The sequence below is a fragment of the Cupriavidus lacunae genome, from assembly GCF_003353055.1.
Taxonomy (GTDB): Bacteria; Pseudomonadota; Gammaproteobacteria; order Burkholderiales; family Burkholderiaceae; genus Cupriavidus; species Cupriavidus lacunae.
The window spans coordinates 137156-155440 of the sequence record NZ_QKWJ01000008.1; the positions used below are offsets into that span (position 1 = coordinate 137156).

Sequence of the window (18285 nt, forward strand, 5' to 3'; positions counted from 1 at the left end):
ATTTGTGGGCATTTGTCCTGTGCTTGGCGATTGTGGCCGCTGCCTGGGCCCGGCCCGGGCGGGTGCGGCCCGACCAGGGCAAAGATGACGTCTGGCAAGCGGAAACAGCGTGGGAAATTGCCCGCTAACTGGCCTCAAGCAAGGATTTGCGGGTTTTTTTGTCGCATTGGTGCCACTGGGGATTGCTCAACGCACAACGGGCAGATTAGACTGCGCCGATCGATGGCTTGCCGCGAGGCAAGCACATCGGTGACGACGACCAACAAGGGAAATCAGCCATGAATAAAGGTGAACTGGTATCGGCCATCGCCGCGGAAGCAGAACTGAGCAATGCCGCCGCCGAGCGTGCGCTCAACGCAGCGCTGGACAGTATCAAGAAGGCAGTGGCAAAGGGCGATTCGGTGACGCTGGTGGGCTTTGGCAGCTTCAGCGCCGGCAAGCGCGCTGCCCGCACCGGTCGCAATCCGCGCACCGGCGAAACCATCAAGATTCCGGCCGCCAAGACGGTCAAGTTCTCGGCCGGCCAGGGTTTCAAGGACGCGGTGAACAAGAAGAAGTAAGCAGTTTTGCGTCCAAAGTGAAAGAAGCGGCCGGGGAGGCCGCTTTTTTTGTTGGCCGGATGGGTTGACCGGATGGCGTTGCGGCCGGCAACGGCGGTGGCGATCCGGGTTAAACTGCCGGCGCCTGCATGCCGGCAATTCCGCCCCCGCAATCTTCGTATCCCGCATCATGAACGACCTGTCCCACCAGCTTTCCATGACCGTGCTGATGACGCCGGACATGGCCAACTTCTCCGGCAACGTCCACGGCGGCACCATCCTCAAGTACCTGGACATGGTGGCCTATGCCTGTGCCAGCCGCTACGCCGGCCGCTACGTGGTCACGCTGTCGGTCGACCAGGTGGTGTTCCGCCAGCCCATCCACGTGGGCGAGCTGGTGACCTTCCTGGCCTCGGTCAACTACACCGGCCGCAGCTCGATGGAAATCGGCATTAAGGTGGTGACCGAAAACATCCGCAGCAAGCTGGTGCGCCATACCAATAGCTGCTACTTCACCATGGTGGCCGTGGACGACAACGGCACCCCGGCCGAGGTGCCGCCGCTGGAGCCGCGCGACGAGGCGGAGCGCCAGCGCTTTGCCGCCGCGCAGCAGCGCCGCGCGCTGCGCCAGGAAATGGAAAAGCGCCACGACGATATCAAGTCGTCGGTGAACTGAGTATCGATGACTCTCGATCGAGCCATGAAGCGCCATCGCCACCACATCCGCACCATCCTGGCCGCCGCCTGCGTGGCCGCCGCCATGGGCGCCAGTGCCGAGGAGATCGGCAGCGTCAGCACCAATTTCCGCATGACGGGGTCCGACAAGGTCGTGATCGAAGCCTATGACGACCCGCAGGTGGACGGCATTACCTGCTACGTGTCGCGTGCCCGCACTGGCGGGATCAAGGGCCAGCTGGGCATGGCGGAAGACCCGCCGGAGGCCTCGATCGCCTGCCGGCAGGTCGGCACTATCAGCTTCAAGGGGCCGATCAGGCAGCAGGACAACGTCTTCTCCGAGCGCATGTCGATCCTGTTCAAGGCGCTGCACGTGGTGCGCGCGGTCGACCGCAAGCGCAATACGCTGGTGTACCTGACGTATTCCGACCGCATCGTCAGCGGCAGCCCGCAGAACAGCGTGACCGCCGTGCCGGTGCCGGCCGGCACGGTGATTCCGGTGAAATAACCGCGCCAGCGCTTCGTCAGTTGATCAGGGCGCCAGCGCCGCACTCTCCGCCAGGCAGTCGCGCGATGGCCGCGCGCCGCTGGCGCGTGCCGCCGCCACTTCGCGGCGGGCCTGTTCCAGGTCGGCGCGGAAGGTGGGATCGCCATGCAGCCGTGCCACGGTGGCCGCGGCCATCATGCGGCCCTCGTTGACATCGCTCTGCCAGTGCACGTTGCACACCACGCGGCTCTGGCCGAAGGCACGCCCGCGCGCCAGGATCTCATTGGCGCGTGCCGGCTCAACCTCCGCCAGGATCAGCGCCCAGGCCCAGCCGATGGCGCTGTGGCCGGACGGGTATGAGCCGTCCTTTTCCAGCTTGGCGGCCTCGGCCGGCGTGCACATCTGGGTCCTCGTCGCAACGAAGGGGCGGGTGCGCTGGTAGTGGTCTTTGGCCTTGTACGTGGACAGGCCGGCATCGACCAGGCTGCGGCGCAGCAGGATGTTCAGGTACGGCGTCTCCTTCTCGCTGACCGGCACGCCCAGCGCGCAAGAGAAGGCGCTGGCGGCTTGCGGGAACGTCAGCACGGCATCCTCGCCAGCCATTTGCCAGCGGGGCGAGCCGCGCAGCGTGCCGGCCTGCCGCGCCGCATCCTCATCCGCCGCCAGCGCGGCCGAGCCCTGCGCCGGCGGCGCGGGCAGCAGCTTCAGGCTGTCCGGGCGCGCGTCGGCCGCCAGGTAGCCGGCCGGCACGCCCGGGCGCAGTTCCGGCACCGCGGACAGGTTGGTGCCGCCGTTGGCGCAGCCCGCCAGCAGCGCGGCGAGCGCCACGGCGCTGATGGCCCGCACGGGGTTGGACAGGGTCGGTTCCCGCTTCGCTTGCTCCGTCAATTTGTCGTTCCTTGTTGTTGTGTCGATTCCGACTTACGCGGCCGCGTCGAACAGTTTGCGCAGGTTCGACTTCATGATCTTGCCATTGGCATTGCGCGGCAGCATCTCGCGGTAAATCAGGATACGCACCGGCACCTTGAATGCCGCCAGCCGTTCCCGCACGAAATCCTGCAGCTCGCCCTCGGTCGCCTGCATGCCGGCCTTCAGGCTGACCACGGCGGCCGGCTCTTCGCCAAGCGTCCTGTGCGCAAGGCCGACCACTGAAGCATCCATGACCGCGGGATGCTCGTACAGTGCGCTTTCCACTTCGATGCAGTAGATATTCTCGCCGCCGCGGATCAGCATGTCCTTCATCCGGTCGACGATATAGACGTAGCCTTCTTCGTCCAGCCGCGCAATGTCGCCGGTGCGCAGCCAGCCGTCGACAAAGGTCTGCGCGGTGGCCTCGGGCTTGTTCCAGTAGCCGCGCACGACATTGGCGCCGCGCGCCATCAGCTCGCCGGCTTCGCCGGGGGGCAGCGCATCGCCGCGCCCGTCGACCACCTTCATCTCGCCGATGGGCAGTGCCGGGCCGCTGCTGTCCGGGCGCTGCACGTACTCCTCGGCGCTGTGGCTGGTGAAGGTGGACGAGGTTTCCGTCATGCCCCAGCCGATGCCGGGGGCGGCCAGCGGGAATACTTCGCCGATACGCCGTACCAGTTCGGGCGAGGCCGGCGCGCCGCCGTAGTTGACGTTCTCCAGCGAAGTCAGGTCGAAGCGGCCGCGCTCCGGATGCTCCAGGATCTGCCACGCGATGGTGGGCACGCCGCCGGCTGCGGTGCAGCGCTCGCGCTCGATCAGTTCCATGCCGCGCAGCGCGTCCCAGCGGTGCATCAGCACGATCTTGCCGCCGGTGGCGATGGCGCCGTTGAGCACCGCCATGCAGCCGGTGACATGGAAGAACGGCACCGCCAGCAGCATGGCCTTCTGCGGCGCGGCGGGGTCCGGGGCGGGAATCGGTTCGCCCCGGCGCAGCAGGTTGCGGACCGGGCTGAAGCTGCCGGCGACCGCCACCGTGGTGGAGTTGCGGTGCGTGCCGAGCGCACCCTTGGGTTTGCCGGTGGTGCCCGAGGTGTAGAAGATGGTGGCGTCGTCGTCCGGATCAATATCGACCTGCGGCGGCGCCTGGTCCGGCAGCGACGCCCAGCCCGCCGTTGGCCCGATCACGCTTTCCAGTGCCGTCACCCGCGGATCGGCCAGCGTGGTGCCGGCACGCGATACGTAGACGCGTTCCAGCGCCGGACAGCCTGGCAGGTGTTCCAGGATGCGGTCGAGCCGTTCGGCATCGACAATTGCCACGCGGCTGCCTGAATCGGCCAGACCGTACTCCAGCTCCTGGCCGGTCCACCATGCATTGAGCGGCGCCACGATCGCGCCGGTCAGCAGCGCGCCGTAGAACGCCACCGGCCACTCGGGCAAATTGCGCATGGCCACCGCCACGCGGTCCCCCTTGCGCACGCCGTCGCGCACCAACGCATGGGCCATGGCGATGGCGGCGCGCAGGAAGGCATCGTAGGAGACGCGCTCATCCTCGTAGACCACGAAGGTGCGCTCGGCAAACGCGCGCGTGGCCAGCAGCAGCTCGCGCAGCGTGGGCGGTGCGTTCTTCCAGACCGTGGTGGGGATGCCGCGGATCACGCGCGTTTCGGTTTCGAACGGCGCGCCGGGCGCGGTAAGCCGGGCGTGGGCCTCGGCCAGTGACATGACCGGCCAGGTGCCGGCCAACTGCGGATTGCTTGACATGGACTGCCTCCCGGAGCTGCACTGCAGGTTGAGGGAAATGCAGGAAAGCGGCGGGCGCCGGCCACGGCCGGCGCCCGCGCAGCGCTTGCGTCAGAAGCTCAGATGGTCACGCCGCCGTCCACGACCATGGCTTGCCCGGTCATGAAGGTGCTGGCCGCGGAGGCCAGGAACACGGCCGCGCCGGCGATCTCGACGGGCTCGCCGATGCGGCGCAGCGGGGCGCCCTGCGTGGATTGCTTGTAGCGCTCGGGATCTTCCCACAGCGCGCGCGCGAAGTCGGTCTTGATCAGCCCCGGCGCGATGCAGTTGACGCGCACATTGTGCGGCCCGAACTCGACCGCCAGGTTGCGCGCCAGCTGGAAGTCGGCGGCCTTGGAGATGTTGTACACGCCGATGGTGGGCGAGCCGCGCAGGCCGCCGATCGACGACACGATGATGATCGAGCCGTCCTTACGGTCGATCATCTGCGGCGCCACCATCTGGATCAGCCAGTGGTTGGAGATGACGTTGTTGTCCAGCACCTTGCGGAACTGGTCGTCCGACACCCCGCTCATGGGCCCGTAGTACGGGTTGGACGCGGCATTGCAGACCAGCACGTCGATCTTGCCGAACGCGCGGTTGGTCTCGTCGACCAGATGCTGCAGGTCCTCCTTTGACGAGATATTGGCGGGGACCGCGATCGCGGTGCCGGCGCCGTGGCGGGCGTTGATGGCATCCACCACTTCCTGGCAGGCCTCGACCTTGCGCGAAGAAATCACCACCTTGGCGCCCTGCACAGCCATCTGCTCGGCGATGGCGCGGCCGATGCCGCGGGAAGAGCCGGTGACGATGGCAACCTTGCCCGTCAGATCGAACAATGACATGGAGTCTCCTGTATGACTGCGCCGGCATCAGGGGCCGGCTTTGTGCTGGCGGCGGGTGCCGCACTGTTGTCCAGCGGACGCGCCCGCAGGCGGCATCGCCAGGACATTATGGTGGGGCGCCAGTGCCCAAGTCCACGGCGCCGGGTGCCGTGGACAGGTCATATCAGCATTCTTTCTGCGGGCAATGCGCGCCGTGCATGGAACGCATGCTGCAGCGCGGAATAGCCCGGCTCAGTTGCCGGTGGACGGCGTGGCGGAAGTCAGCAGCGGAGGCAGGGCATTCATCAGGCCGCGCCGCAGGTCGTCGTCGAGCAGCAGGCCGAAGCGGTCGGACAAGACTTGCACGACGGCCTCGGCGGACGCCAGCTGCGTGTGCCGCACGCTGCCGTCCGGCGCGCGCTCGGCCAGCTCGCCGTTGGCCAGCGTCACCCGCGTGCCGCCGTCGGTGCGCGCGGCCATCAGCTGCTGCAGGAAGATGCTGTCCGGGTGCGTCGACACATACCAGTTGCGCGGCACGAAATCGATCCACGGCTGGGGCGTCAGGTCGAAGCGGTAGACCTTGATCCAGCCGGCATCGCCGCGCACCTCCAGGTCGTAGCTGTGGAACGCGGTGGCGCCCGCCTGCGCCGGCGAAGGCGCCAGCCGGTACGGCAAGCCGTCATCGGCAGGCTCGGACAGCGGCATGGCCCGGAACGGCGTGGGGCCGCCGAAGCCGACATCGGCCAGGTAGCTGCGGTGCGCCACTTCCACGCGCAGCAGCATGTGCGAGGTCACGGTCGGGACGTCATCGGGCACGCCCCAGCGTACGCGCGCGGCCAGCGGCGTCACCGCGTAGCCGAGCGCGCCCAGCCCGGCCGCCAGCAGGGTATTGAGTTCAAAGCAGTAGCCGCCGCGCCGGCGGGTCACCAGCTTGTCGAACACCGCGTCCAGTTCGATCCGCACCGGGCGGCGCAGCAGCGGATCGACGTTCTCGAACGGAATGCTGGCCAGGTGCGCGTCCAGCACGGCGTCCAGCGCCTCCAGCGTGGGCGAGGGCGGGGCAGCGATGCCAAGGCGCGCCAGCCAGGCGTCCAGTTGCGCTGCGTCGAGGGTAGTCATGGTGTGCGGGACTCCGGTGCGATGCGTTCAGTTGAGCGTTTCCAGCGCGGACAGGTCGAGCAGTTCGATGCCGCCATATTCCAGCCGCAGCAGGCCGCGCGTTTCCAGTTCGCGCAGCGCGTGGTTCACGGTCTGGCGCGACAGGCCCAGCATCTGCGCCAGCTGCTCCTGCGGGATGCGCACGCGCTGCGTGGCCTGGGCCTGAGGCAGGTTGCCATAGCCACGGGCGATCGCGGCCAGGCGCCGGGCGATGCGGGCCGGCGGCGGCAGCAGCTGCGCTTCCTCGACATAGTTGAAGGCCTGGCGCGTCTTGGCCGCCAGCAATTGCCCGAAGGCCTGCCACCACGCCGGCTGCTGCACAAGGCGCCGCTCCAGGCTGGCGCGCGGCACGTGCCACAGCACGGTGGCGCTGACCGCGCGCGCGTCATGGGTGCGCGGCAGGCCGTCGAACAGGCAGATCTCGCCGAACCAGGTGCCGGGCTCCAGCAGGCCCAGCAACGCTGCCTTGCCCGATTCACCGCTGGCGTGGATCTGCATGGTGCCGCTGGCGACACAAAACAGGCCGTCGAAACGGTCGCCGCGGGCAAACAAGGTCTCGCCGGCAACCAGCCGGCGGATGCTGCCGTCATCGAGCAGCGCCTGGCGCAGGGCCGGCGGCAACTGGCTGAACCAGGCCCCGGCGCGCACCGCGGCGAGCGGGTCTTCAACTGGCGACCTGGTGCCGGGTACCGCGCCCGCGGGTTGCGGTTGGGGGCGTGGGGGTCGGTGGTGTCGTTCAGGCGGGCTCGCCACTCCCATGCCGGTCTCCTTTTACCTGTGCGGTGCCGCGTATCAGCAAGGGCACACGATGGCACGCGGCGCCCGGCGGACTGTCAAAAACCTGACAGACCGGCCGGTGCGCGCCCACTACTATAAATCCACCTCGCGCCAGCCGCGCAGCAGCAGGCGACAGCCCTGCGGCGCCGCGCGCGCACGCCTGCGCAGACAAGGAGACGTCCCCGTGAAAACCCTGATCGAACACCTGGCCAACTACGCCGCCTATCATCGCGACCCGCGCAACGTCCTTACGCATTTCATCGGCATCCCGATGATCGTGCTGGCGGTGACGACGCTGCTGGCGCGCCCGGCGATGGCGCTAGGCGACGGTTCAGGCTACCTGACGCCGGCAATGCTGTTGTACATCCTGTCGTGCCTGTTCTACCTGCGCCTGTCGCTTGGCTTCGGGGTGGCGATGGCGGCGATCCTGGCGTTCTTTCTCTACGCCGGCTCGCACATCGCGGCGATGCCGACTGCCTGGTGGCTGGCCATCGGCGTCGGGCTGTTCGTGGTGGGGTGGGTGATCCAGTTCATCGGCCACTATTACGAAGGGCGCAAGCCGGCGTTCGTCGACGATCTGGTCGGCCTGCTGATCGGCCCGCTGTTCCTGGTGGCTGAAACCGCCTTTGCGCTGGGTCTGGCGCGCGACACGCGCGATGCGATGGCCGCCCGCGCGGACTGATCAGGGCAGTACCGCCGGCAGCCGCAGCCGGGCCGCCAGGCCGCCCAGCGGGCTGGATGCCAGCACCAGGCTGCCGTCATACATCGCGGCGATTTCCGTCACGATGGCCAGGCCCAGGCCGCTGCCGGCGGCGGCCTCGTCGAGCCGGCCAAAGCGGGCAGTGGCCAGCGCCTGCGCCTCGGGCGGCATGCCAGTGCCGTCGTCCTCGACCAGGATTTCCAGCTCACCATCCGTCTCCCGCAGCGTGACGCGCACGCGCGTGCGCGCCCACTGGCAGGCGTTGTCGAGCAGGTTGCCGAGCATTTCGATCAGGTCTTGCCGGTCGCCGGCGAAATGCCCGGCGCCGTCGACCGTCAGATCCAGCGCCCGTTCACTGTGCAGCCGCCCCAGTGCGCGCGTCAGCGCCCGCACCGCGGGGGCGGCGTCTATACGCTGGCCGCGCGCGGCTGCAGCGCCGGCGGCACGGGCACGCGCGAGGTGCCGGTCCACCTGCCGGCGCATGGCTTCGACCTGGGCCGATACCGCCTGCGCCGCGGCACCCGGCAGCGCCGCGGCCTCGTTAGCCAGTACTGCCAGCGGCGTCTTGACCGCATGGGCCAGGTCGGCGGCCTGCCGGCGCGAACGCTCCAGCGCCTGCGTATTGCGCGCCAGCAGGGCGTTGATCTCGGTCACCAGGGGTTCGACTTCCGTAGGCCAGTCGCCGCCCAGCCGGGCTTCGCGCCGCGCCTGCATCGCGCCCAGCGCGCGCCGCAGCCGCGCCAGCGGCGCCAGGCCAAATTGCACCTGTGCCGCCACGGCCAGCATCAGGCCCAGCCCGAGCGCCGTCAGCGACCACGCCAGCGTCTGGTTGAAGCTGCGGCGCGCGGCGCGCAGCTCGGTGCGGTCCAGCGCCACCGAGATCTCCACCGGCGTATCGGCGGACGGCAGCACCAGCTGCCGCGACACCACCAGCAGCGACTGGTGGCTGGGGCCCGGGCGCACGTCGGCCTGGGCGCCGGCAAGGCGGCGTTCCACCGTCGCCGGCATTTCCGTATCCCACAGCGAGCGCGAGCGCAGCAGCGCGCCGGGTGCGCGCGCTTGCCAGTAGGCGCCGGAATAGGGCAGTTCGTAGCGGGGATCGGCGGGGCTTCGGGTGAGGACAAGCTTGCCGTCGGCACTCCAGTCCAGGGCCGCGGCCAGGCTTGCCAGCTGGTGGTCGAGCTGGCGCACATAGGTGTTGTTGACGTGGCGCTCGAACAAGGTCGACAGCAGCCAGCCGCTGACGCCAAGCGCGGCGGCCAGCCAGATCGCCGCCACTGCCAGCAGGCGCAGCGCAAGGGAACGGCGCAGGCGCGCGGGCATCTAGGGCTGGGCGTCCGGCGGCGGGCGCAGCCGATAGCCCTGGCCGCGCACGGTTTCGATCACGTCCACGCCGAGCTTGCGGCGCAGGCGGCCGACAAAGACTTCGATGGTGTTGCTGTCACGGTCGAAGTCCTGGGCGTAGATATGCTCGGTCAGCGCGGTCTTGCTGACGATCGCGCCGGGATGGTGCATCAGGTAGTCCAGCACGCGGAATTCATGCGCGGTCAGCACCACCGGCGCGCCGTCCACGGTGACCGTGCCCGCGCGCGGATTCATCCGCACCGGGCCGCATTGCAGTTCTGGGGCCGGCATGCCGTGCGCGCGCCGGATCAGCGCGCGGATGCGCGCCAGCAGCTCTTCCATGCGGAAGGGCTTGGCCAGGTAGTCGTCGGCGCCGGCATCGATGCCCTCGACCTTCTCGGTCCAGCTGTCGCGCGCGGTCAGGATCAGCACCGGCGCGTTCACCTGCGCGGCGCGCCAGCGGCGCAGCACCGAAAGCCCGTCCAGCCGCGGCAGGCCCAGGTCCAGGATGACCGCGTCGTAGGGCCCCTCCGCGCCCAGGTGCCAGCCGTCCAGTCCGTCCGCCGCGGTGTCGACGGCATAGCCGGCGTCAGCCAGGCTCGCGCGGATCTGCGCGGCGAGGGCGGATTCGTCTTCGACCAGCAAGATGCGCATCGGTGTCTCCGGTCGGTCAGGGTTTGCGGCGGGCGTCGTCCAGCCCGCGGCCCTTGGCCTTGAGCAGGGCGGCGGTACGCGCATCGTATTTCAGCTTGGCCACCGATCCGCCGGGCAGCAGCAGCTTGACCTCGTACTGCCAGATGCCGTCGTCGCGATCCAGTTCCACGCCGATCACGTCGCCCGCGTACTGGCTCGACACGGTCTCTAGGATGCGCGACAGGGGCAGGATTTCGCCCGACTGCACGGCGGCGCGGGCGCGGTCGGCGTCCTTGTCGGCATGCGCGGCCGGTGCCGATGTCAGCGCCAGCAGCGCCAGCAGCGCGGTGGCTGCCAGCGCGCGTGGACACGGAAGTGCCTCGAAATAAGACCTCATGGCCTGAAGTTTGCAGCAAAAAACCTGAATGCGGGCTGAACGGAATGCTCAGGGTGCGTTCAGTTGCCGGCGCGGACAATGGCCGCCATCCCAGCCAAGGAGTTTCGCCATGCCATCCGCACAACCACCCGTCAGGCATCCGTCCTCGCCGCATGCCGTTGCAAAACCTGCACGCCGGCGGCGGCTGGCGCTGGCTGCCGGGATACCGGTAGCGCTGCTGAGCGTGGCGAGCGTGTTCGGCATGCAGGCCGGCTGGCCAGCGTCCTGGCACGCATGGCGGCATGCCGATGCGGGGCTGGCGATGATCGCGCTCGGCACGCTCGTCGCCGGTGCGCTGCTGGCGGTCTGCACTGGCGAATGAGCGCGAACGGTAGTGCCCGGGCACGTCCAGAAGGTTGCGCGCCGACGCCTGACGAGGCTGCCGCGAACGCCAAAACGGGGGTACGTAGGCCGTTTTCGCGTTTTCACTGAGGCAAAGCCGCGACAAAACCCCGGGTTTTTACGAGGTTTTGCGTTTCGCATGCACGAAAACCCCTTGACTTACGGTTCTTTCCGCTATGATTCAGTGGGCGTCGACAAGGCGATTGCGCAACGCTGACAAGCAATGCAAAACACCTGCCGGCACCCATCTGTTCAACTTACGAAAATAGATATGGCGACCAAAGCGAAACCGACCGCGAAGACTGCAACCAAGCCCGCTGCCAAGAAGGCTGCGGCAACCAAGGCACCCGTGAAGGCTGCCGCCAAGAAGGCCACGCCGGCCAAGAAGGCTGCTCCCGCCGCTGCGCCCGTTGCGCGCCCGCTGAAGGACACCTTCAACAAGTCGAGCCTGGTCGCTCACCTGGTAGCCCAGACCCAACTGGAAGCCAAGGCCGTGAAGACGGTGCTGGCCCACCTGGAAACCACCATCATCGGCGCGCTGAACAAGAAGGGCGCTGGCGAGTTCACGCTGCCCGGCCTGCTGAAGGTCACGGCGCAGCAAGTGCCGGCCAAGAAGAAGCGCTTCGGCAAGGACCCGTTCACCGGTGAAGAGCGTTGGTTCCCGGCCAAGCCGGCCAGCGTCAAGGTCAAGGTCCGTCCGCTGAAGAAGCTGAAGGACGCTGCAGCCTGATCTGCGCCACGCTGTCCTGACGAAAAAGGAGCCACTGCCGGCTCCTTTTTTTATGCCCGTCGGAGCGCCAATCGCTGCAAGGCTTAATCCAGGTCAAATCCGCGGCAATGTCCCCCACCTAGAATCCATAACGTCATGGGTGCGGGGGCGCTCCCCATGACAGGGCTTCCGGAGCTTTCCGGAAGCTTCCGCCCGCGGCCGCGATGGCCGCGGGTTTTTTACTTGCGCGCGACGTTCAGCCGACCACCTGCTTGGCATACGTCGCCCGCGCCATCTCGCAGACCTCCACCGACACCTGCACGTTCCGGCCGCCGTCGGCACCGGTGCGCACCGCTTCGGCGATCACGTCGCAGACTGCCTGCGCCAGCGCCTGGCGCACGGCGGTATCGCGGCCGTCCAGGATCGACAGGCGCGCGTGGACGAAAGCCCGCTCCACCGCATCCACGCCCTGGCGGTAGGTCGACAGCGTGACGCAGCGTGATTTGATGTCCGCCTCCTGGAATTGCCCCGACGCCAGCAGCGCCGCATTCGCTTCATCGAGCAGTTCGTCCGGCGAGCAGTTCAGGCGGGTGTTTTCGGTGAGTTCGATGACGAGGTGGGGCATGGCGGCGTCCTGGCAAAGGTCCTGCAAAAGCTCCGGCTGATGGCCGGCGAAAGCGAGCATGATACGGGATCCGCGCGCTGAGGTAAGCTGCGTCCTGAGTTGCGCGGTCGCGCCTGCCCCGTCAAAAACACCATGGAAACATTCAGCCTTGATCTCGTCCTGCGCCTGCTTGCCGGGCTTCTGGCCGGCGCCCTGATCGGCCTGGACCGCAACTTGCGCGGCAAGGCAGCCGGCATGCGCACGCTCGGGCTGGTGTCGCTTGGCGCCGCCACTGCGGCGTGCCTGGTGACGCTGGGCGGGCATCCGCCGGATGCGCTGTCGCGGGTGCTGCAGGGGGTGCTGACCGGCGTTGGTTTCCTGGGCGTGGGCGTGATTGCGCGGCATGGCGTGCGGGAGCGTCCGCAGGGGCTGACCACGGCGGCGGCAATCTGGCTTGCCGCGGTGCTGGGTGCTGCTTCCGGTGCCGGCTACTACATGGTCACGGGTACCGCGCTGGTGCTGGGCATGGCGCTGCTGTGGGTCGGCGGGCGTTTCGAGGTGACACTGCACCGGTTCCTGGAAGGTAACAATGGTGGCAAACACCACGGGGAGCCGCACCGGCCCGACGGGAACGGGTCCGATAACGGCCAGGTGCAATAGCGCGCGGGGCAGCCCGGACCCAAAGCAAACGGGGCGCCTGGTGGCGCCCCGTTGGGATCCGTTGCAGCGCCAGGTCAGGCGTGTACGGCGGCCAGCTCACGTGCCGGCGCCAGCGTGCTGTCGAAGCGGGCGGGATTCTCCCGTGCCAGCTGCTGCAATTGCGCCAGCTTGGCCTTCAGCCCGGCATCCAGCTTGGGCGCAGGCATGACCGTGGACGGGCAGGCCACGCCCAGGATGTCCAGCGCCTGCTGGAAGTTCTCGAGGGTCAGGCCGGCGGCCGGGTCGACCGTGACCAGGTGCTCGCGCAGCGCCTCGGGCATCGACTCAGGCGCGGTGCAGGACAGGATCACGTAGTGGACCGGCCTGGCACCTTGCGCGAAATAGGCTTCTATCTCAGCGCCGTGACCGCCTTCGACCGGCGGCGTCATGGCTTCGACCTGCAGGTCCAGCTGCTGCAGGATTGCCGCCGGCGTGCCGCGGCGCCAGGCATCGGACACCACTACGCGGGCGCCGGCCACGCCGAACAGCCGGCGCACGAACCCAAGCGCGACCGGGTCGAAGAACCTGACGTCGCGCGCCGTGCCCGAATCCGGAATGCCGCCGAGGCGGGCGCGGGAGCGGTCGGAGTACAGGACGCCGGGTACGTCCAGCATGATCAGTCGTTCAGCCATGGTTTCCTGTGCGGGTGCCAGTTCAGTTGGTGTGAAGCAAGATTACTCGCCGCAGCCTGGCTGACACGTAACCAGCGCCGGTTCAGTTGCAACATATCTGTAACTTTGTCGCGGAAGACGTAAATGCCGGTTACGCCGCCATGACAAGTGTTTCGACCCGACACATCTTGGCTGCCATCCCGACTCAGTCACGCTAGAAGCGGAAGCGCACCACGTCATCGGCCAGGGCGGCCGCCTGCTGGTCCAGCCGCGCTGCCTGGCCGGCCAGTTCGTCCACCAGCGCCGCGTTCTGCTGCGCCGTCTGCCGCAGCTGCGACACCGACTGCCCCGCGGCCTGCACGCTGTCGGCCTGTTCGTCAGCCAGCGTGCGCAAGGCCTCGGCCAGCGCATGGCTGTGGCCGACGGTGGCGGCGATCCGGTCCATCGCCGCGACCACGCCGGCGCTCAGGCGGGCGCCTTGCTGGATCTCATGCGTGGCGGTGCCTACGATGCCGCCGATCTCCCGCGCGGCGTCGGCGCTGCGCTGCGCCAGCGCGCGCACTTCCTGCGCCACCACGGCAAAGCCGCGGCCCGCCGGGCCGGCGCGGGCGGCTTCCACGGCGGCATTCAGCGCGAGGATATTGGTCTGGAAGGCGATGCTTTCGATCACGCCGACGATCTCGGCGATATGGCGCGAGTGCCCATGCAGGGCATCCATCGCGCCGCGCATCTGGCGCACCACGGCTGCGCCGTCATCGGTGGCGACGCGCGCCTGGCTGGCCATCTCGCTCGACTCCGTGGCTTGCGCATGCGCATCGGCCACGCGCGCGGCCAGTGCCTGCATGCTGCCCGTGGTGGCATCCAGCGCGCGGGCCTGCTGCTGCGTGCGCGACGACAGGGCATGATTGTCTTCGGCAATCTGCTGGCTGGCCGCGGTGATCTCCTGTGCGCTGGCCTGGATGCGCGCGAGCACGCCAGCAAGCTGGTCGCGCATGCTGGCCACATGGTGCAACATGCTGCTGCGGTCCGACGGGCGCAGCGCGATGGTGGCGGTCAGGTCGCCCTCGGCAATGCGGCGGGCAATGTCGGCGGCGTGGCGCGGCTCGCCGCCCAGTTCGGCACGCAGGCTGCGCGCCGCGATCCACGCCAGCGCGGCGGCGGCCAGCAGGCTGGCGCCGAGCAGCGCGGCCATCCATGCCTGTGCGCGCAACTGGCTGGCCGCCACGCTGGCCACGGTGGCGGCGGCCTGCTGCTCCTGCTGGCGGCGCACGGCTTCCACCTGGTGGCTGAGCGCCTTCAGCTGTTCGGTAACGAAGTGGCCGTCGACCGAGACCGCGCTGTCGAACTGCAGCGGATCGAGCGGCTGCTTGCGCAGCAATGCCAGGTAGGCCTGCACCAGTTCGTTGGTGCGCTGCCGTTCGCGCAGCAGGGGCGCCGCCTGTGCCGGCGCGGCCTGTTGCACGCCGGCCAGCGCCGCATCCAGTTGCGCCAGGGCACTTGAGATCTCGTCAGCGGCGCCGTCGCGCTCGGTACTGCTGGTGGCCATGGTCAGCGCCAGCTGGGCGCGCCCGAGCGCGGCCAGTGCCGATTGCGCCCGCTCCGCCGAGATGGCGCCATGCATATCGTGCTGATACAGGGTATCGGTGCGCGCCTTGATCGAGACCAGGTTGGCGATCCCGGTCAGGCCGACCGCGGCGCCGAACAGGTAGACCAGGGCAAAGGCAGCGCACAGGCGCACCACCAGCGGCAGGCTGCCCAGCCGTGACAGCAGGCGCACGGGGGCAACTGCCCGGCTGCGGCCGGGCAGGCGTGTCTTGATGACTTGCAACACGGAGAAGACTCCAAACGGGCGCGCTGGCTTCGCTAGCCCGCGCGGCCCGGGGTTGACCCGATTTGCCGCATACGCTGCCCTCTGTACGGGGTGGTCGCTGCGGCGCACGGATGGTCGGTCATCAACGTGACGCCGGCGTGACATGGTTAAAGATGGATTGTCATCGTGCCGTCATATCCATGTCATGAAATGTGGGCCGCGTCACACCCCTTACCCCATCCCCGGATTGCCCTTCATGAACGGCCTGCCTGCCGCCACGCCTTCGCACGACCCTGCTCCCGGCGCCTCCGCGGCCCCGGCCGGGCTCGCGCTTGCGCGGCTCCCGCAGTTGCACGCGGTGTTCCAGCCGATCGTGCAGGCGGACAATGGCGAAATCCTGGGCTACGAAGCCCTGATCCGCGGCCCGGTGGGCTCGCCGTGGGCGGCGCCGGAGGCGTTGTTCAGGCTCGCGCAGGGTGTCGCGGCAACCATCGCGCTTGAGATCCATGCGGCGCGCACCGCGCTGGCCGCGTGGCGCAGCCTGGACCTGCCCGGCAAGCTCTTCCTCAATTTCAGCCCGCTGACATTGCGGCGCCTGCTGGCCGACCGCGGGCGCCTGATGGCCGCGCTGGTTGAAGCCGGCATCGCGCCGTCGCGGCTGGTGATCGAAGTCACCGAGCAGACGCCGATCGGCGACGCGGCCAGCTTTGGCGTGGCGATGTCGGTGCTGCGCGAACTCGGCATGCAGTACGCGCTGGATGACTTCGGCACCGGGCACGCCAACCTCGACCTGCTGGCGCACCTGTCGCCGCACTTCATCAAGATCGACAAGTCGCTGGTGCGCGGCATCGCGTCCTGTTCGCGCCGGCTGGAGATCCTGCGCGGGCTGCTGCGCATGATGAGTGCCTTTGGCGGACGCGTGATCGCCGAAGGCATCGAAGATGAGGAAGAGCTGGCCGTGATCCGCGACCTGGGCGTGACTGGCGCCCAAGGCTATTACGTGGGCCGGCCTGTGGCGCAGCCCGCTGCGCAGGCGGACCTGCACGTGCGCCAGGCACTGGCATCGCAGCATATCGCCGTGTTTCCGCAGATGGTGCGCTCCGGCTGGTCGGGCATCACCGCGGGGCGGCTGTTGCGGCCCGCGCCGACGGTGTCGCCCGCGACCAGCAATGATGCGGTCTTGCGCACGTTCCAGGACCAGCCCGAGCTGCAAGCCGTTGCCGTGGTCAATGACGAAGGGCGGCCGCTGGCGATCATCGGCCGCCAGGCGTTTATCGACCGCTATGCAGCGCCGTTTCATCGCGAGCTGTATGGCAAGAAAGCCTGCATTGCGATGGCCAACCGCGAGCCGGCATGCTTTGACCAGCGCGCCAGCCTGGAGGAGATGGCGCAGATTCTGTCGGGCGAGAATACGCGGTCGCTGGCGGATGGCTTCGTGATCACCGACCACGGCCGCCACATCGGACTGGGCACCGGTGCGGACCTGATCCGGGCGATCACCGAGGTGCGCATGGAAGCGGCGCGCTATGCCAATCCGCTGACGTTCCTGCCGGGCAATATCCCGCTGAACCAGCATATCGAGCGCCTGATCGAGGCCGCAAGCGAGTTCCATGCCTGCTATGTCGACCTGAACCACTTCAAGCCTTTCAACGACAAGTACGGCTACTGGAAGGGCGATGAGATGCTCAAGGGCGCGGCGGCGATCCTGGCCGAGGCCTGCGACCCGGCCCGCGATTTTCTCGGCCATGTGGGCGGCGACGATTTCCTGGTGCTGTACCAGAGCGGTGACTGGTCAGAGCGCATGCGGGGTGCGATCGACCGCTTCAACGAGGCCGCGCGCGCCATGTATGCGCCGGCCGACCGTGCCGCTGGCGGCATGCACGGCGAAGACCGGCACGGGCGGGCGGTGTTCTTTCCGCCGGTGTCGATGGCGGTGGGCGTGGTGTGCGTAAGCGGCGAGGGGGTGGCCGGCCTGCAGCGGCTGGGCAGCCAGTATATCGGCGCCGCGGCGGCCGCGGCCAAGCGCGAAGCCAAGCGTTCGCCGACGGGCATGGCCGTACTCGATTTCCTGGCGCTCGCCGCGACGCTGCCGGCCTAGTGTCCTGCTCCGCAAATACCTTGCCATGAAATCGCCCAGTTGGCCGCCATGCTGCGTTGCTCGTCGTTGCCATAGCTACGGCTATGGCGCCTCCTCGCGCCTAGCCTGACGGCCAACTGGACGATTTCATTTTGGCAAGTTATCTGCGGAACAGGAAACTAGCGCGCGTCAGTTGCCGGGCAGCTTGCGCCCGGTGACCCGGCGCCTTGCCCCGGGCAGCCGCGGTGCAACGCTTTCTTCCAGCACATCGAGCCGGTAGCCGTGCGCGTAGACCACGGTGATGACGATGCCGTTCGCGATGCCGATCCGCAGCGTCTTGCGCAAGCGCGAGATCAGGCCCGCCAGCGCCCGCGACAGCGGCGGCAGCTCATGCCGCCAGATGGCCTGCTGGATGCGGTCGCTGGCCAGCACGCGCCCGACGTTGGAGAACAGCATCATCGCCAGGTCAAACTCCTTTGGTGTCATCGTGATGCGTTCGCCGTGCAGCGTGGCAAAGCGGCCCACGCTGTTGAGCTGGTAGGGGCCGGCCCGCACCACCAGGCCCTGGCGCAGGCGCTCGCCGGTGACACGCCGGCGCAGCGCCGTGATGCGCGCCATCAGCACGCGCGCATTGAGCGGGCGGCACACGTAGTCGTCGGCGCCGGCATCAAGCGCAGCGACCAGGTTGTCTTCGCTGTTGTCCGCCGCCATCAGGATGATGGGCACGTCGCGCGAGCGCGCGCAGCGCACCGCGCGGACCACATCGATGGCTGGCAGGTCCGGCAGGTCGTCATCGATCAGCAGCATGTCGTAGGGCATCTGGCTGATGCCGTGGATCAACTCCCGGCCCGATTCAAACACGTTGCAACGATAGCCGGTCTGGTCCAGCAGTTCGGTCACGGTACGAAGGTGGGGCGAGTTGCCCATGAGTAGCGCAATATTCATCGAAGGCGTAATACGGACGGGATATGAAAGCCGTGACATGGACGGCTGGCAGCAAGGCAGGGCGCAGGCAAGAAGCGTATAAAAGGTGTGGTCGACAAAACAATCAGACATTTCTGAAATGTCTGTCGTTTTTTTTGGTTTTGCGCGCGTCGTAGAGGGGAGGGGGCGTGTCAGGGCTGCCGTCGAGCCCGGCCGCTACGGAAAGTTGTCCACAGTTCCTGTGGAAA

The 18285-nt window shown here is 68.2% G+C and carries 20 protein-coding genes; 8 read left to right on the forward strand and 12 right to left on the reverse strand.

Going from position 1 to position 18285, the window contains the following annotated elements:
- Positions 1-278 precede the first annotated feature (278 nt).
- From DN412_RS09840 to DN412_RS09850, 3 genes are all read left to right on the forward strand, one after another.
- Complete coding sequence (locus tag DN412_RS09840) at positions 279-560, forward strand: HU family DNA-binding protein (RefSeq protein ID WP_010814166.1); 282 nt, start codon at positions 279-281, stop codon at positions 558-560.
- Between the two features lie 169 nt (positions 561-729).
- Entirely contained in the window at positions 730-1215 is a 486-nt protein-coding gene (locus DN412_RS09845; protein ID WP_078200017.1) for an acyl-CoA thioesterase, read from the forward strand.
- Positions 1216-1239: 24 nt separating this feature from the next.
- On the forward strand, positions 1240-1722 hold the full coding sequence (locus tag DN412_RS09850) for a CreA family protein (protein WP_115014396.1): 483 nt from the start codon (positions 1240-1242) through the stop codon (positions 1720-1722).
- Positions 1723-1746: 24 nt separating this feature from the next.
- On the opposite strand, the gene DN412_RS09855 is transcribed toward DN412_RS09850, so the two are convergent.
- From DN412_RS09855 to DN412_RS09875, 5 genes are all read right to left on the reverse strand, one after another.
- A complete protein-coding gene (locus DN412_RS09855) occupies positions 1747-2589 on the reverse strand; it encodes an acid phosphatase (protein WP_244222608.1) in 843 nt (280 codons plus the stop codon).
- 33 nt (positions 2590-2622) lie between these two features.
- Entirely contained in the window at positions 2623-4371 is a 1749-nt protein-coding gene (locus DN412_RS09860) for a class I adenylate-forming enzyme family protein (RefSeq protein ID WP_115014397.1), read from the reverse strand.
- A 98-nt stretch (positions 4372-4469) separates the two neighbouring features.
- On the reverse strand, positions 4470-5234 hold the full coding sequence (locus tag DN412_RS09865) for an SDR family oxidoreductase (RefSeq protein WP_078200020.1): 765 nt from the start codon (positions 5232-5234) through the stop codon (positions 4470-4472).
- A 231-nt stretch (positions 5235-5465) separates the two neighbouring features.
- Positions 5466-6332: an arylamine N-acetyltransferase family protein gene (locus DN412_RS09870; protein WP_115014398.1), complete on the reverse strand. Its 867-nt coding sequence runs from the start codon at positions 6330-6332 to the stop codon at positions 5466-5468.
- A 27-nt stretch (positions 6333-6359) separates the two neighbouring features.
- Positions 6360-7130: a Crp/Fnr family transcriptional regulator gene (locus DN412_RS09875; protein WP_115014399.1), complete on the reverse strand. Its 771-nt coding sequence runs from the start codon at positions 7128-7130 to the stop codon at positions 6360-6362.
- Between the two features lie 202 nt (positions 7131-7332).
- Between DN412_RS09875 and DN412_RS09880 the strand changes: the two genes are divergently transcribed.
- Positions 7333-7830, forward strand: coding sequence for an Mpo1 family 2-hydroxy fatty acid dioxygenase (locus DN412_RS09880; RefSeq protein ID WP_078200023.1), 498 nt, complete (start codon positions 7333-7335; stop codon positions 7828-7830).
- On the opposite strand, the gene DN412_RS09885 is transcribed toward DN412_RS09880, so the two are convergent.
- From DN412_RS09885 to DN412_RS09895, 3 genes are read right to left on the reverse strand one after another with little or no spacing between them, the layout of a single operon-like run.
- A complete protein-coding gene (locus DN412_RS09885) occupies positions 7831-9171 on the reverse strand; it encodes a sensor histidine kinase (protein WP_115014400.1) in 1341 nt (446 codons plus the stop codon).
- Complete coding sequence (locus DN412_RS09890; protein ID WP_115014401.1) at positions 9172-9846, reverse strand: response regulator transcription factor; 675 nt, start codon at positions 9844-9846, stop codon at positions 9172-9174.
- 16 nt (positions 9847-9862) lie between these two features.
- Positions 9863-10222 (reverse strand): PepSY domain-containing protein, encoded by a 360-nt coding sequence (locus DN412_RS09895; protein ID WP_115014402.1) that lies wholly within the window; start codon positions 10220-10222, stop codon positions 9863-9865.
- Positions 10223-10331: 109 nt separating this feature from the next.
- Here DN412_RS09895 and DN412_RS09900 point away from each other — a divergent pair, with 109 nt between their 5' ends.
- Complete coding sequence (locus tag DN412_RS09900) at positions 10332-10583, forward strand: hypothetical protein (protein ID WP_115014403.1); 252 nt, start codon at positions 10332-10334, stop codon at positions 10581-10583.
- A 291-nt stretch (positions 10584-10874) separates the two neighbouring features.
- Complete coding sequence (locus DN412_RS09905) at positions 10875-11333, forward strand: HU family DNA-binding protein (RefSeq protein WP_010809407.1); 459 nt, start codon at positions 10875-10877, stop codon at positions 11331-11333.
- 235 nt (positions 11334-11568) lie between these two features.
- Here DN412_RS09905 and DN412_RS09910 read toward each other — a convergent pair whose 3' ends face one another.
- On the reverse strand, positions 11569-11937 hold the full coding sequence (locus DN412_RS09910; RefSeq protein ID WP_115014508.1) for a 5-carboxymethyl-2-hydroxymuconate Delta-isomerase: 369 nt from the start codon (positions 11935-11937) through the stop codon (positions 11569-11571).
- 132 nt (positions 11938-12069) lie between these two features.
- Between DN412_RS09910 and DN412_RS09915 the strand changes: the two genes are divergently transcribed.
- Positions 12070-12576: an MgtC/SapB family protein gene (locus tag DN412_RS09915; RefSeq protein ID WP_115014405.1), complete on the forward strand. Its 507-nt coding sequence runs from the start codon at positions 12070-12072 to the stop codon at positions 12574-12576.
- 74 nt (positions 12577-12650) lie between these two features.
- Here the strand turns inward: DN412_RS09915 and DN412_RS09920 are convergent, their stop codons facing one another.
- On the reverse strand, positions 12651-13247 hold the full coding sequence (locus DN412_RS09920) for an HAD domain-containing protein (RefSeq protein WP_115014407.1): 597 nt from the start codon (positions 13245-13247) through the stop codon (positions 12651-12653).
- 193 nt (positions 13248-13440) lie between these two features.
- Positions 13441-15057: a methyl-accepting chemotaxis protein gene (locus tag DN412_RS09925; protein WP_115014409.1), complete on the reverse strand. Its 1617-nt coding sequence runs from the start codon at positions 15055-15057 to the stop codon at positions 13441-13443.
- Positions 15058-15292: 235 nt separating this feature from the next.
- Between DN412_RS09925 and DN412_RS09930 the strand changes: the two genes are divergently transcribed.
- Positions 15293-17134, forward strand: a complete 1842-nt coding sequence (locus DN412_RS09930; RefSeq protein WP_115014412.1) for an EAL domain-containing protein — start codon at positions 15293-15295, stop codon at positions 17132-17134.
- 168 nt (positions 17135-17302) lie between these two features.
- Here DN412_RS09930 and DN412_RS09935 read toward each other — a convergent pair whose 3' ends face one another.
- Positions 17303-18058, reverse strand: a complete 756-nt coding sequence (locus DN412_RS09935) for a response regulator transcription factor (RefSeq protein ID WP_115014414.1) — start codon at positions 18056-18058, stop codon at positions 17303-17305.
- Positions 18059-18285: the final 227 nt, after the last annotated feature.

Excerpts from the sequence above, each read along its gene's own strand:
- DN412_RS09900 (WP_115014403.1), top strand. The coding sequence starts at position 10,332 with ATGCCATCCGCACAACCACCCGTCAGGCATCCGTCCTCGCCGCATGCC.
- DN412_RS09845 (WP_078200017.1), top strand. The coding sequence starts at position 730 with ATGAACGACCTGTCCCACCAGCTTTCCATGACCGTGCTGATGACGCCG.
- DN412_RS09840 (WP_010814166.1), top strand. The coding sequence starts at position 279 with ATGAATAAAGGTGAACTGGTATCGGCCATCGCCGCGGAAGCAGAACTG.
- DN412_RS09915 (WP_115014405.1), top strand. The coding sequence starts at position 12,070 with ATGGAAACATTCAGCCTTGATCTCGTCCTGCGCCTGCTTGCCGGGCTT.
- DN412_RS09935 (WP_115014414.1), bottom strand. The coding sequence starts at position 18,058 with ATGAATATTGCGCTACTCATGGGCAACTCGCCCCACCTTCGTACCGTG.
- DN412_RS09885 (WP_115014400.1), bottom strand. The coding sequence starts at position 9,171 with ATGCCCGCGCGCCTGCGCCGTTCCCTTGCGCTGCGCCTGCTGGCAGTG.
- DN412_RS09865 (WP_078200020.1), bottom strand. The coding sequence starts at position 5,234 with ATGTCATTGTTCGATCTGACGGGCAAGGTTGCCATCGTCACCGGCTCT.
- DN412_RS09910 (WP_115014508.1), bottom strand. The coding sequence starts at position 11,937 with ATGCCCCACCTCGTCATCGAACTCACCGAAAACACCCGCCTGAACTGC.
- DN412_RS09920 (WP_115014407.1), bottom strand. The coding sequence starts at position 13,247 with ATGGCTGAACGACTGATCATGCTGGACGTACCCGGCGTCCTGTACTCC.
- DN412_RS09905 (WP_010809407.1), top strand. The coding sequence starts at position 10,875 with ATGGCGACCAAAGCGAAACCGACCGCGAAGACTGCAACCAAGCCCGCT.
- DN412_RS09895 (WP_115014402.1), bottom strand. The coding sequence starts at position 10,222 with ATGAGGTCTTATTTCGAGGCACTTCCGTGTCCACGCGCGCTGGCAGCC.
- DN412_RS09860 (WP_115014397.1), bottom strand. The coding sequence starts at position 4,371 with ATGTCAAGCAATCCGCAGTTGGCCGGCACCTGGCCGGTCATGTCACTG.
- DN412_RS09875 (WP_115014399.1), bottom strand. The coding sequence starts at position 7,130 with ATGGGAGTGGCGAGCCCGCCTGAACGACACCACCGACCCCCACGCCCC.
- DN412_RS09850 (WP_115014396.1), top strand. The coding sequence starts at position 1,240 with ATGAAGCGCCATCGCCACCACATCCGCACCATCCTGGCCGCCGCCTGC.
- DN412_RS09870 (WP_115014398.1), bottom strand. The coding sequence starts at position 6,332 with ATGACTACCCTCGACGCAGCGCAACTGGACGCCTGGCTGGCGCGCCTT.
- DN412_RS09930 (WP_115014412.1), top strand. The coding sequence starts at position 15,293 with ATGAACGGCCTGCCTGCCGCCACGCCTTCGCACGACCCTGCTCCCGGC.
- DN412_RS09890 (WP_115014401.1), bottom strand. The coding sequence starts at position 9,846 with ATGCGCATCTTGCTGGTCGAAGACGAATCCGCCCTCGCCGCGCAGATC.